Annotated in this window: 9 protein-coding genes and 1 pseudogene; 5 read left to right on the top strand and 5 right to left on the bottom strand. The window is 70.8% G+C overall.

The features are described from left to right. Positions 1-48: 48 nt before the first annotated feature. Positions 49-393 carry a DoxX family protein gene (locus tag ADK55_RS24615; RefSeq protein ID WP_063839607.1) on the bottom strand — a complete coding sequence of 115 codons (345 nt, stop codon included), beginning with the start codon at positions 391-393 and terminating at the stop codon, positions 49-51. 90 nt (positions 394-483) lie between these two features. Between ADK55_RS24615 and ADK55_RS24610 the strand changes: the two genes are divergently transcribed. After that, positions 484-939 (top strand): MarR family winged helix-turn-helix transcriptional regulator, encoded by a 456-nt coding sequence (locus ADK55_RS24610; protein WP_053681962.1) that lies wholly within the window; start codon positions 484-486, stop codon positions 937-939. A gap of 148 nt (positions 940-1087) precedes the next feature. Here the strand turns inward: ADK55_RS24610 and ADK55_RS24605 are convergent, their stop codons facing one another. Further along, a complete protein-coding gene (locus ADK55_RS24605; protein WP_053681961.1) occupies positions 1088-2527 on the bottom strand; it encodes an MFS transporter in 1440 nt (479 codons plus the stop codon). Positions 2528-2578: 51 nt separating this feature from the next. Here ADK55_RS24605 and dusB point away from each other — a divergent pair, with 51 nt between their 5' ends. From dusB to ADK55_RS24590, 3 genes are all read left to right on the top strand, one after another. Continuing rightward, positions 2579-3721, top strand: coding sequence for a tRNA dihydrouridine synthase DusB (dusB, locus tag ADK55_RS24600; RefSeq protein WP_053681960.1), 1143 nt, complete (start codon positions 2579-2581; stop codon positions 3719-3721). A 365-nt stretch (positions 3722-4086) separates the two neighbouring features. Next, positions 4087-6795, top strand: a complete 2709-nt coding sequence (gene ppdK, locus ADK55_RS24595; RefSeq protein ID WP_053681959.1) for a pyruvate, phosphate dikinase — start codon at positions 4087-4089, stop codon at positions 6793-6795. Between the two features lie 438 nt (positions 6796-7233). Further along, positions 7234-8286: an ArsR/SmtB family transcription factor gene (locus ADK55_RS24590; protein WP_078999349.1), complete on the top strand. Its 1053-nt coding sequence runs from the start codon at positions 7234-7236 to the stop codon at positions 8284-8286. 113 nt (positions 8287-8399) lie between these two features. On the opposite strand, the gene ADK55_RS24585 is transcribed toward ADK55_RS24590, so the two are convergent. Further along, positions 8400-9560: an alkaline phosphatase PhoX gene (locus ADK55_RS24585; RefSeq protein WP_053682000.1), complete on the bottom strand. Its 1161-nt coding sequence runs from the start codon at positions 9558-9560 to the stop codon at positions 8400-8402. Between the two features lie 341 nt (positions 9561-9901). Between ADK55_RS24585 and ADK55_RS24580 the strand changes: the two genes are divergently transcribed. After that, positions 9902-10309: a VOC family protein gene (locus ADK55_RS24580; RefSeq protein ID WP_053681958.1), complete on the top strand. Its 408-nt coding sequence runs from the start codon at positions 9902-9904 to the stop codon at positions 10307-10309. Between the two features lie 153 nt (positions 10310-10462). On the opposite strand, the pseudogene nirD reads toward ADK55_RS24580, so the two are convergent. Both nirD and nirB read right to left on the bottom strand, forming a co-directional pair. Continuing rightward, positions 10463-10777, bottom strand: a pseudogene (gene nirD / locus ADK55_RS24575) (nitrite reductase small subunit NirD); the annotation flags it as partial. Continuing rightward, positions 10774-13317, bottom strand: coding sequence for a nitrite reductase large subunit NirB (gene nirB, locus ADK55_RS24570; RefSeq protein WP_063839606.1), 2544 nt, complete (start codon positions 13315-13317; stop codon positions 10774-10776). The gene nirB and the pseudogene nirD, both read right to left, overlap by 4 nt. Positions 13318-13376 lie beyond the last annotated feature (59 nt).

The following is a 13376-nucleotide window of genomic DNA, read 5'->3' as shown; positions in this document are numbered from 1 at the left end:
TCAGCGTGAAGGGGTGTTGGATTCGGATCGGGGTGGGGTGGGGGTGGGTCAGGAGGCGAGGCGCAGCGCCAGGGCCGCCGCCGAGAGCAGCGCGAGGACGGCTGCCGGGGCGAGATCGAAGTCCTTGACGCGCAGGTGGCTCACGACCGCGCCGATGAAGTAGAGGGTCACTCCGGCGGCGGCGGTCACGCCGAGGGGTGCCACCCACATGCCCGCGACCAGCCCCACCGCACCGGCGGCCTTCAGTGCGGCCAGGACCGGCAGCAGGGAGTCCGGCACCGCCACCTTTCGCATGTTCGCGAGGATCGTCTCGTTGCGCCGGAGGGTGAGGGTCGCCGAAGCGGCGAGGACGAGGGCGAGCAGGCCGGCGACGGCGACGTAGGCGATGAACATGATGCACTCCAACGGTCGAATGTGTAGAACCATTGAATAGCATCAACGATCTGATGATCGCAATCATTTCATGAGCGCTACGATGTGGGCATGACGGCAGCACAGGACGCCCCGAACCCGCCGCAGCGGCTGGGCCTGCTTCTCGCCTGGCACGGATCGGTCACCCAGACCCGCATGAAGAAGGCGCTCAGCACGGCCGGGCTCACCCCCAGACACGCCATGACGCTCATGCACCTGGAGAGCGGCCCCATCGGCCAGCGGGCGCTCGCGGCCCGGCTGGAGGTGGACCCGAGCGTGCTCGTCGGGATCCTGAACGACCTGGAGCGCGACGGGCTGGTGGAACGCCGCCGCGACCCGGCCGACCGCCGCCGCCACAACGTGGCCATCACGGCCGCCGGCTCGGTCGCCCTCGGCGAGACCAACGCGGCCCTCGACGCCGTCGAGCTGGGCCTGTTCTCCGGCCTGTCCGGGGCCGACCAGGAAACCCTGCGCGCGCTCCTGGCCCGGATCGACTCGCACGCCGACGACTTCGAGTGCGGGGAATAGCCTCCCGGGCACCCGCCGTGCGGCAGAACCCGAAAGAGGCGCGGCAGGACCCGAAAGAGACGGGCCAGGACCCGAAAGAGACGGGCCAGGACCCGAAAGAGACGGGCCAGGACCCGAAACAGGCGGGCCGGGACCCGAAAGAGACGGGCTAGGAGACCCGCGAACCGATGTCGCGGCTCGGGGCCTCCAGGGTGCTCGCCGTGCGCAGGGCCGTCGCGCGGGCCCAGGGGCCGGTGGTCAGGAGGCCGACCGCGAGGACGGACACGCCGCAGAGCGTGATGATCCACCAGGCGGGCCGGGTCGCCTCCACGAAGCTCGCGCCGCCCGAGGTGCCCGCCGCCAGGACCGCGCCGATCACGGCGACGCCCAGGGTGGCCCCGGTCTGTCGGCTGGTGGAGGCCACCGCCGCCGCCACGCCCGCCTGGGCGCGCGGCATCCCGGAGACGGCCGCGTTGGTGATCGGCACGTTGACCATGCCGAAGCCGAGGCCGAAGAGCACGTAACCGGCGAACATCAGCGGGGTCGAGGTCTCGGCCGAGAACGCCGCGAAGAGCAGCCCGCTCGCCGCCATCGTCACGCCGGCGATCCCCAGCGGCAGCCGCGGCCCGGAGCGGGCCAGGAGCCGCCCGGACACGGGCGCGCAGAGGAAGGCCATCGCGGCCATCGGCAGCATGTACAGCCCCGCGCCGAGGGCGTCGAGCTCGCGCACGTCCTGGAGGTAGAGGGTGTTCAGGAAGAGGAACCCGGACATGGCGGCGAAGGCGCTCACCGCGATCACCGTCGCTCCGCTGAACGGGGCGCTGCGGAAGAACCGGGGGTCGATCAGCGGCTCCGCCCGGCGGCTCTCGTGCAGCAGCAGCCACACCAGGGTGACCGCGGCGGTCAGCGCGCAGCCGATGACCAGCGGCGAGGTCCAGCCGGCGGCCGGGGCCTCGATGATCCCGTACGTCACCGAACCCAGCAGCGCCATGACGAGGAGCTGGCCCACCGGGTCCGGGCGGCGCGCGTGCTCGGCCCGGGACTCGGGGACGTAGCGCAGGGTCAGGACGAGGGCGAGCAATCCGATCGGCAGGTTGAGCCAGAAGATGGAGCGCCAGCCGACGGAGTCCACGAGCAGCCCGCCGATCAGCGGGCCGGCGGCCATCGAGATGCCGACGACGGCGCCCCACACGCCGATGGCGCGGGCTCGTTCCTTCGGGTCCGTGAAGGTGTTGGTGATGATCGACATGGCGACCGGGTTGAGCATCGAGCCGCCCACGGCCTGGAGCATGCGGAAGACGATGAGCCATTCCAGGCTCGGCGCGAGCGAGCACAGCAGGGAGCCCGCGGTGAAGAGCACCAGCCCGAGGGCGAAGATCCTGCGGCGCCCGAGCCGGTCCCCGGTGGACCCCGCCAGCATCAGCAGCGAGGCCAGCACGAGGGTGTACGCGTCGATCGTCCACTGCATCCCCGCGACCGAGGCGTCCAGGTCGTGCCGGATGGCGGGCAGGGCGACGTTGAGGACGGTGGTGTCGAGACTGACGATGAGGAGGCTCATGCAGCAGATCGCCAAGACGAGAGTGCGCCGCCTGGGGCTCAAGTCACGCATGCTGCCGATAGTACGACTAACTAACGACATGCGTGATGCGACAATGGGCGGATGACCACGCTTCCTCCGCCTCTCGCGATCGGCCCGCACACCGTGCAGCCCCCGGTGGTGCTCGCGCCGATGGCCGGCATCACCAATGCCCCGTTCCGTACCCTCTGCCGCGAGTTCTCGGGCGGCAAGGGGCTGTTCGTGAGCGAGATGATCACGACCCGCGCCCTGGTCGAGCGCAACGACAAGACCATGCAGCTGATCCACTTCGACGAGACCGAGAAACCTCGCTCGATTCAGCTGTACGGGGTGGACCCCGTCACGGTCGGCAAGGCCGTCCGCATGATCGTCGAAGAGGACCGGGCCGACCACATCGACCTCAACTTCGGCTGCCCCGTCCCCAAGGTCACCCGCAAGGGCGGCGGCTCCGCCCTCCCGTACAAGCGCAACCTGCTGCGCGCGATCCTGCGCGAGGCCGTCGCGGGGGCCGGGGACCTGCCCGTCACGATGAAGATGCGCAAGGGCATCAACGACGACCACCTCACCTACCTCGACGCCGGTCGGATCGCCGTCGAGGAGGGGGTGACCGCCATCGCCCTGCATGGCCGCACCACGGCCCAGCACTACGGCGGCACCGCCGACTGGGACGCCATCGCGCGGCTCAAGGAGCACGTGCCGGAGATCCCGGTCCTCGGCAACGGCGACATCTGGTGCGCCGAGGACGCGCTGCGCATGGTGCGCGAGACCGGCTGCGACGGCGTGGTCGTCGGGCGCGGCTGCCTGGGGCGGCCGTGGCTGTTCAACGACCTGGTGGCGGCCTTCGAGGGGCGCCCCGAGGACTTCCACAAACCGACGCTGCGCGAGGTCGCGACCACCATGCTCCGGCATGCCCAGCTGCTGGGGGAGTGGATCGGCGACGAGGCGCGCGGGGTGATCGACTTCCGTAAGCACGTGGCCTGGTACCTCAAGGGCTTCGCCGTCGGATCCGAGATGCGGGGCAAGCTCGCGGTCACGTCTTCCCTGGCCGAGCTGGGTGCTCATCTGAGCGAGCTGGATCTGGATCAAGGTTGGCCCGAGAGTGCCGACGGTCCGCGCGGTCGGACGTCCGGAAACAACCGAGTTGTCCTGCCCGAGGGCTGGTTGAACGATCCTTACGACTGCGCCGGCGTCGGCGAGGAAGCCGAGCTGGACACTTCCGGAGGCTGACAAATCGCCCTCCGCGTCGCGTGATATACGCCACGCATGGGGTAGGTTTCGCTCAGATGAGCACGGAAGTCACGGGTAAGACTTTCAAAGGGTGGCACTGGGTGCCACCCTTTGTTCGTTCAACTCTTGAACGCAAATGGATCGATGATCGCTCATCGGAGCGTGATCAAGCCCCATTCGACCCCTCTGCCTTCGGGACTCGAACGTACTTCCTGCTTTCGCATTACTCATCGGTTACTTTCGAATGGCTGGCGCACGGGTGGTTACGGCCGCATGACGACCAAGTGGACGTACCCAGAAGCCTTCGATCTGGGTATGTTCCTGGCCGTCAGGGCAGCCATCGAGTCCTCGAGGAGTCGAGACCCGTGTCGGAAAACAAAGATCAGAAGCTCGTCTACGACTTCACCGAGGGCAACCGGGACCTCAAGGACCTTCTCGGCGGCAAGGGAGCCAACCTCGCCGAGATGACCAACCTCGGTCTGCCGGTCCCCCCCGGCTTCACCATCACCACCGAGGCCTGCAAGGTCTACCTCGAAAGCGGCGAGGCCCCGGCCGAGCTGCGCGACGAGGTCAGCGCGCACCTCGCCGCCCTCGAAGCGAAGATGGGCAAGAAGCTCGGTCAGTCGGACGACCCGCTGCTGGTCTCCGTGCGCTCCGGCGCGAAGTTCTCGATGCCCGGCATGATGGACACCGTCCTGAACATCGGTCTCTCCGACGACTCCGTGACCGGCCTCGCCTCCCAGTCCGGCGACGAGCGCTTCGCGTGGGACTCGTACCGCCGCCTCATCCAGATGTTCGGCAAGACCGTCCTGGGCGTCGAGGGCGAGCTGTTCGAGGACGCGCTGGAGGCCGCCAAGGCCGCCAAGAAGGTCACCGTCGACACCGACCTCGACGCCGCCGACCTGAAGAAGCTCGTCAAGCAGTTCAAGAAGATCGTCGCGAGCGAGGCCGGCCGCGAGTTCCCGCAGGACCCCCGCGAGCAGATGGACCTCGCCGTCGAGGCGGTCTTCGACTCCTGGAACACCGACCGTGCCAAGCTCTACCGCCGCCAGGAGCGCATCCCCGGCGACCTGGGCACCGCGGTCAACATCTGCTCCATGGTCTTCGGCAACCTGGGCCCCGACTCCGGCACCGGCGTCGCCTTCACCCGCGACCCGGCCAGCGGCCACCAGGGCGTCTACGGCGACTACCTGCAGAACGCCCAGGGCGAGGACGTCGTCGCGGGCATCCGCAACACCGTCCCGCTGGCGGACCTGGAGGGCATCGACAAGGCCTCCTACGACCAGCTCATGACGATCATGGAGACGCTGGAGACCCACTACAAGGATCTCTGCGACATCGAGTTCACCATCGAGCGCGGCCAGCTGTGGATGCTCCAGACCCGCGTCGGCAAGCGCACCGCCGGCGCCGCCTTCCGCATCGCCACCCAGCTCGTGGACCAGGGCCTGATCGACGAGGCCGAGGCCCTCCAGCGCGTCACCGGCCACCAGCTCGCGCAGCTGATGTTCCCGCGCTTCGACGAGGACGCCAAGACCACCCTGCTGGGCCGCGGCATCGCCGCCTCCCCGGGCGCGGCCGTCGGCAAGGCCGTCTTCGACTCGTACACGGCCGTCAAGTGGTCCCGCTCGGGCGAGAAGGTCATCCTGATCCGCCGCGAGACCAACCCGGACGACCTGGACGGCATGATCGCCTCCGAGGGCATCCTGACCTCGCGCGGCGGCAAGACCTCGCACGCCGCCGTCGTGGCCCGCGGCATGGGCAAGACCTGTGTCTGCGGCGCCGAGGAACTCGACGTCGACACCAAGCGCCGTCGGATGACGGTCGGCGACACGGTCATCGAAGAGGGCGACGTCGTCTCCATCGACGGCTCCACCGGCAAGGTCTACCTCGGTGAGGTACCCGTCGTACCGTCCCCGGTCGTCGAGTACTTCGAGGGCCGCATGCACGCCGGCGCCGACGACGCCGACGAGCTGGTCGCCGCCGTACACCGGATCATGGCGTACGCGGACCGCGTCCGCCGGCTGCGGGTGCGCGCCAACGCCGACAACGCCGAGGACGCGCTGCGCGCCCGCCGCTTCGGCGCCCAGGGCATCGGCCTGTGCCGCACCGAGCACATGTTCCTCGGCGAGCGCCGTGAACTGGTGGAGCGACTGATCCTCGCGGACACCGACGGCGAACGCGAAGAGGCACTCAGTGCCCTGCTGCCGCTGCAGAAGAAGGACTTCGTCGAGCTGTTCGAGGCGATGGACGGCCTGCCCGTCACCGTCCGCCTCCTGGACCCGCCGCTGCACGAGTTCCTGCCCGACATCACCGAGCTGTCGGTCCGCGTCGCCCTCGCCGAGTCCCGCAAGGACGCCAACGAGAACGACCTGCGCCTGCTCCAGGCCGTGCACAAGCTGCACGAGCAGAACCCGATGCTGGGCTTGCGCGGTGTCCGCCTCGGCCTGGTCATCCCGGGTCTGTTCAAGATGCAGGTCCGGGCCATCGCCGAGGCCGCCGCCGAGCGCAAGAACGCCAAGGGCGACCCGCGCGCCGAGATCATGGTCCCGCTCGTCGGCACCGTCCAGGAACTGGAGATCGTCCGCGACGAGGCCGACCAGGTCATCGCCGAGGTCGAGGCCGCCACCGGCACCCGCCTCAAGCTGAGCATCGGCACCATGATCGAGCTGCCGCGCGCCGCGCTGACCGCCGGTCAGATCGCCGAGGCCGCGCAGTTCTTCTCCTTCGGCACGAACGACCTGACCCAGACGGTGTGGGGCTTCTCCCGCGACGACGTCGAGGCCAGCTTCTTCACCGCCTACCTGGAGAAGGGCATCTTCGGGGTCTCGCCCTTCGAGACCATCGACAAGGACGGCGTGGGCGCGCTGGTCCGCAGCGCCGTCGAGGCCGGCCGGGCCACCCGCCCCGACCTCAAGCTCGGCGTCTGCGGCGAGCACGGCGGCGACCCCGAGTCGGTGCACTTCTTCCACGAGGTCGGCCTGGACTACGTCTCCTGCTCGCCGTTCCGGATCCCGGTGGCGCGCCTGGAAGCGGGCCGCGCGGCCGCCGAGTCCAAGGGCTCGGACAGCCGCTGAGCCCTCCCTGAGCCGGGTTCCGGAACGGCACGGTCGGGCACGAACCCTTCCGAGTCGAACCGGTTCCCAAGGCCGCGCCCGTCCCCGGGATTCCTGACCACCGGGGCCGGGCGCGGCCTGCTTTCGCACCACGCATATTCACCGGGCCTTTACGGCACCAGGCGGTGGACGGATCCCCACCCGTCCACCGCCTGCCGCCTATCCGCCGGACACGTCGGCGCTTCCCGGTGCGACCGACCGCCAGGCCCCGCAAAGCCCCCCACGGCCTTCACGGAGCGTTTCGGTCGCACTGGAGTGTGCCCGGCGGAGTACAGGATTTCGGTTGTCACGCCCCCGCCGAAAGGGGTTTCAACTGTGGCCGAAAGGGCGTGGTGACCACGTGTGACGGCATGCATACTCATGGGGCGGGGGGATTGCGGTTGCACAGGTGGGGGTTCGGTGCTTCGTATCCATTTCACGGGAGTGGACCTCGCACGCGTACGGATGGCAGCACGTCCCGATGCGTTGTGGGAAACGATTCTCAGTTTTCACCGTTTAAGGGACCGGCGCGATGCCCGGCTGTTCGGTGAATGGCGTACGGAAACCCGGAGCCGGTTGAATGGTGAAACAAGGCTCCTCGGCGCGCTGATACCGGGGCGCGGTTATTTCCCGGATTTCCTGACTCCGGTAGAGGGTCAGTACGGGTGGGACGTGGGCCTCGACGCGCTGCGCGGGATCCGTCCCGAACGCATGCGACGGGAGCTGACGCTGCTGGGCACGGGAGCCGGCTTCGGGGCGGCCTTCGGCATGCCCTCTGGGGTGAGCGACGGCGCCGACACGATGGTCCCGCGACGCCTGCGGGAGTTCATGGACGGCGGCACCAAGCACCTGCCGAGGCTCCTGGCGGAGCTGCGCGGATACCACCGGGCGGCCGTCGAGCCGTACTGGACGCACATCCAGGCGCAGATCGAGGCCGAGCGGGCCGCCCGGGGCCGGGACCTGCTGGACGGCGGCGCGGACGAGCTGCTGGCCTCGCTGCCGCCGATGCTGCGCTGGCGCGCCCCGGTCCTGGAGTGCGACTACCCCGTGGACCGGGACGTGCGGCTGCGGGGGCGCGGGCTGCTGCTCCAGCCGTCCTTCTTCTGCCGGCGCACGGCGGTGACCCTGCAGGATCCGGAACTGCCGCCGGTGCTCGTCTACCCGGCGGCGGCCCAGCTCGCCTCGACGACACCCGGGGGCGAGGTCACCCGGCCGGTGGAGGAGCACCGCCAGCGCACCCTGGGCAAGCTGGTCGGACACACCCGCTCGGTGGTGCTGCGGGCCATCGGCGACGGCGCCACCACGAGTGAGCTGGCCCGCCGGGCCGGGGTCTCCCTGGCCTCGGCGAGCCAGCACGCCTGTGTGATGCGCGAGGCGGGCCTGGTCACCACCCTGCGCCGGGGCAACGCCGTGCTGCACACGGTGACGCCGCTGGGCGCGGCCCTGCTCAAGGGCGGGGCCGTGGCGTCCTGAGGCCCGGTACGGCCGGACCGGCCGGGTTCGCGCCCGGCCGGTGGCCGCTCCGGTTCCGTGCGGGGGCCGGAGCCCCGCACGGGACCGGAGGAGTCCGCTGCGGGGCCCGGGCCCTACACGCGGAAGGGGCCCGAGACCTCGTAGGTGATGCCGCCGGCGGAGCTGCCGCTCGTGCCGCGCTGGCTGCTGAAGTACAGGCGGTCGCCCGCGGGGGAGAAGGCCGGGCCGGTGATCTCCGAGGAGGACTGGCCGGTGATCCGCAGGAAGGGGGCCACCACGTCGTCCGGGGTGATCACGCAGATGTCCATGCTGCCGCCGTCCTCGGCCACGTACAGATCGCCGTAGGAGGACCCGGTGACGTTGTCCACGCCGGTCAGCGGGGCCGCCCCGCCGGGGACCAGCGAGTCGTCGTAGGTCAACTCGTAGGTGCCGGCGGCGAGGTTCAACCGCCAGACCCGGTTGTCGCCCTTGGTGGTGAACCAGACCGTGTCGTTCGCGTAGTGGCAGCCCTCGCCGCCGTTGAACTTCTTGGCGCCGGAGACCTGGCTGCGGGTGACGGTCGGGGAGCCGTCCGGGTCGGGGACGGTGGCCCAGGTGAAGGAGCCGGAGGTGGCGCTGCCGGCCTTCAGGACCTGGAGGGTGCCGGCGGTGAGGTCGCCCCAGGTGGTGGGGACGAAGCGGTAGAAGCAGCCGTTCGTCTCGTCCTCGGTCAGGTAGATCACCTTGCGGACGGGGTCGGCGGCGGCCGCCTCGTGCTTGAAGCGGCCCAGCGCGGGCCGCTGGACGGAGGCGTTGATCCCGTACGGGTCGGTCTCGTACACGAAGCCGCGGTCGACCTCCTCGCAGGACAGCCAGGTGTTCCAGGGGGTCTTGCCGCCGGCGCAGTTCTGCCGGGTGCCGGAGAGGATCCGGTGGGCGCCGGTGACGGTGCCGGAGGCGTTGAACCGCACGGCGCTCGCGCCGCCACTCGGGTTGATCTCCGAGTTCGACACGTAGATCCAGCCGGTGCCGTCGGCGAAGCAGGCGCCGCCGTCGGGTGCCTGGTGCCAGGTGTACGAGGTGCCGCCGACGGCCTGCCCGGAGCGGGCGACGACGCGGCTGGTGAAACCGGCGGGCAGCATGATGCCGTTGGCGTCGGCCGCGCCGAGCGCCCCGTAGGGTCCGGCGCCGGGCTGGGCGGGGGCGGCGTAGGCGGCCCCGCGCGTCAGTGTGCCGGCGAACGCGGCGGCCGAGGAGCCGATGACGGCGCCGCGCAGGAAGGTACGACGTTCCACGGTCACTCCTGGGGGAGACGGGCCTCGTCGTCCGGGTGGGCGGCGAGGTCGCACGCGTCGAGGAACCTAGGGGTGCCGAGTTGACGTGACGTCAATTCCTCATGACGCGGGAGCGACCTGCGCGAGGTCAATCCCCCGACCGGGACCTCCGGGGCTCGGCGCCGCCGCCGACCGCGGGTCCGCCCGCGACGGCGCCCCGGCCGGCCGGCCCGCGCCCGCGTGCCCCGTAAGAGAATCCCGGAAAGTTTTCGCCGGGACCGATGAGTTTCCGCGCCCCCCGCGGTCTATCCCTCGAACGCAACGGAAACCGCTGCGGCACCCGCGAGAGAAGAGAGACCGAGATGTCCTCCACCATGATCTTCGTCAACCTGCCGGTCAAGGACCTCGACGCCAGCAAGGCCTTCTGGGGCAAGCTCGGCTACTCCTTCAACGCCCAGTTCAGCGACGAGAACTGCGCCTCGATGGTCATCAGCGACACGATCGTCGCGATGCTCCTCACCGAGGCCCGCTTCAAGGACTTCACCCACAAGGCCATCACCGACACCTCCACCAGCACCGAGGTGCTGCTGTGTCTGAACGCCGAGAGCCGTGCCGCCGTGGACGAGCTCGTCGACGGGGCCCTCGGCGCGGGCGCCACCGAGCCGCGCGCCGCCCAGGACCACGGCATCATGTACGGCCGCGCCTTCGAGGACCTCGACGGCCACACCTGGGAGATCATGTGGATGGACCCGGCGATGATCCAGGGCTGAACCTCAGACGGAGACCGTGACGCTCTCGGCCGACAGCGCGAACGCGCCGTCGGACGCGGTGGGCACGGAGGTCGCGTGCGCCTCGGCGCTCGCCGGCGTCGCGGAGGTCGCAGGAGTCGCGGAGGTCGCAGGGTTCGCGGAGGTCGCGGTGGTCCGCACCGGGTAGGTCCGGACCGCCACCTCCTCGTCGTCCAGGCAGCGCCCCGATTCCAGGTCGAAACGCTGCTTCAACAGGGGCGACGCCACGAACGCCCTGCCCCGCGCGCACCCCACCAGCCCCCGCGACAGCACGTGCGCGCCGGTGAAGGGGTCCTGGTTGCCGATGGCGTACGGGCGTCCCGCGCGGTCGACGAACACCGCGGCCTGACTGCCGTCGGGCAGCAGCGCCGCGACGCCGCGCCCCGGCACGAGCGAGGACAGTTCGCACACGGCGAGCCAGCGATCGTCCAGCCTCAGTTCCACGGTCATCGGGTGCCTCCCACGGGCTCCAGGGTCAGGATCGCCAGGTCGGGCTTGACCTGGTCGCGTTCGGGTACGAAGCGCACCGTCGGGTCGGGGGCGCCGGGCGCGTTGACGAAGGACACGAACCGGCCCAGCCGCTCCGGGTCCTGGAGCGTCTCGGCCCATTCGTCGCGGTAGTGCGCGACGTGGTCGGCCATCAGGTCCTCCAACTCGGCGCACAGCCCGAGCGAGTCGTGCACGACGACGTCCCGCAGGTGGTCGAGGCCGCCCTCCAGCCGCTCCAGCCAGGTGGAGGTGCGCTCCAGCCGGTCGGCCGTGCGGATGTAGAACATCAGGAACCGGTCGATGAGCCGGACGAGTTCGGCGTCGGACAGGTCCTGGGCCAGCAGGTCGGCGTGGCGCGGGGTGGCCCCGCCGTTGCCGCCGACGTAGAGGTTCCAGCCGCTCGCGGTGGCGATGACCCCGAAGTCCTTGCTCTGGGCCTCCGCGCACTCGCGGGCGCAGCCGGACACCGCCGACTTCAGCTTGTGCGGGGCGCGCAGGCCCCGGTAGCGCAGCTCCAGGTCGATGGCCATCCGGACGCTGTCCTGCACCCCGTAGCGGCACCAGGTCTGTCCGACGCAGGACTTCACCGTCCGCAGGGCCTTGCCGTAGGCGTGCCCCGACTCGAAGCCCGCGTCCACCAGCCGCGCCCAGATCCGCGGGAGCTGGTCCACGCTCGCCCCGAAGAGGTCGATGCGCTGACCGCCGGTGATCTTCGTGTAGAGGCCGAAGTCGCGGGCCACCTCGCCGATCACGATCAGCTTGTCGGGGGTGATCTCCCCGCCGGGGATGCGCGGGACGACCGAGTAGGAGCCGTTGCGCTGGAGGTTCGCCAGGAAGTGGTCGTTGGTGTCCTGGAGGGCGGCCTGCTCGCCGTCGAGGACGTAGCCGCTCGCGCCGAGCGTCGGGGCCAGGGAGGCGATGATCGACCCGATGGTCGGCTTGCAGATCTCGCAGCCGTCCCCACCCCGGGCGGCCTCGCGGCCGTGGGCGTCCAGGATCTCCCGGTACGAGGTCAGCCGGCGGGTGCGGACGATCTCGTACAACTCGGCGCGGCTGAACGGGAAGCAGCCGCACAGTCCCTTGTCGGTGGCGGCCGGCAGCAGCTGTCCGATGACCTTGAGGCAACTGCCGCAGCCGGTGCCCGCCTTGGTGCACTTCTTGACCTCGGGCAGGTCGGCGCAGGCGGTGATGGCCTGCTTCGTGACGTTGTGGCAGGAGCAGATCACCGCGCTGTCCGGGAGCGCCGACGGGCCGAGCGCGACGGGCCCGCCGACTCCCGCCGGCAGCACCAACTGCTCGGGGGTGACGGGCGGCACGCTGCCGGTGAGCGGGCGCAGCAGCCCGTACGCGTCCGCGTCCCCGACCAGGACCCCGCCGAGCAGCACCCCGTCGGGGGCGACGACCAGCTTCTTGTAGACGCCCGACCGGGCGTCGGAGTAGACGACGTCGAGGCAGCCCGGGGTGGTGCCGTGCGCGTCACCGAACGAGGCCACGTCCACGCCGAGCAGCTTGAGCTTGGTGGACAGGTCGGCGCCGGTGAACTCCTTCTCCCGGCCGAGCAGGTCGTCGGCGGCCGTCTCGGCCATCTCGTAGCCGGGGGCCACCAGTCCGTAGACCCGGCCGTCGGAGGCCAGCGCGCACTCGCCGATGGCGTAGACGCGCGGGTCGGAGGTGCGGCAGCGGGCGTCGACGCCGATCCCGCCGCGCTCCCCGACGGTCAGCCCGCTGTCACGGGCGAGCTGGTCGCGGGGGCGGACCCCGGCGGAGAAGACCACCAGTTCCGTGTCCACGGTGGACCCGTCGGACAGCCTCATGCCGGTGACCGAGCCGTCCTCGCCGGTGAGCACCTCCTGGGTGCCGACGCCGGTGTGCACCGTCAGCCCCATGTTCTCGATGGTGCGCAGCAGCGCCCCGCCTCCGCCGTCGTCGATCTGCACGGGCATCAGGCGCGGGGCGAACTCCACGATGCGGGTGACCAGCCCCAGACCCTGGAGGGCCCCCGCGGCCTCCAGTCCGAGGAGCCCGCCGCCGACGACCGCGCCCGCGGTACGGGTCCTCGCGTACTCCTCGATGGCCAACAGGTCCTCGATGGTGCGGTACACGAAGCAGCCGGGGGCGTCCTTGCCGGGCACGGGCGGCACGAAGGGGAAGCTGCCGGTCGCCAGGACGAGCACGTCGTACGGGAACACCCGGCCCGAGCGGGACACCACGGTGCGGGCCTCGCGGTCGATGCGCTCGGCCGGGTCGCCGAGGTGCAGGTCGATGCCGTGCTCGGCCATGAACCCGTCCGGGACCATCGACAGGTCCTCGGCGGTGCTGCCGGAGAAGTACGAGGTCAGGTGGACCCGGTCGTAGGCGGGCCGGGGCTCCTCGCAGAGCACGGTGACGCGGTGCGTGGCCGTCGCCCCGCGTTCGGCGAGGGCCTCCAGGTACCGCTGGCCGACCATGCCGTGGCCGATGAGCACGATGGCGGGGGTGGGCGTGGGCGTGGCTGCGGCCATGATCAGGAGCCTCCGTCGTCGAGGGGCGGGTCGAGGGGCGGGTCGGCGGGCGGGGCGGT

Origin of the sequence: Streptomyces sp. WM4235, from assembly GCF_001279725.1 — a bacterium.
GTDB lineage: Bacteria > Actinomycetota > Actinomycetes > Streptomycetales > Streptomycetaceae > Streptomyces.
This window is presented reverse-complemented; position numbering and strand designations above follow the sequence as displayed.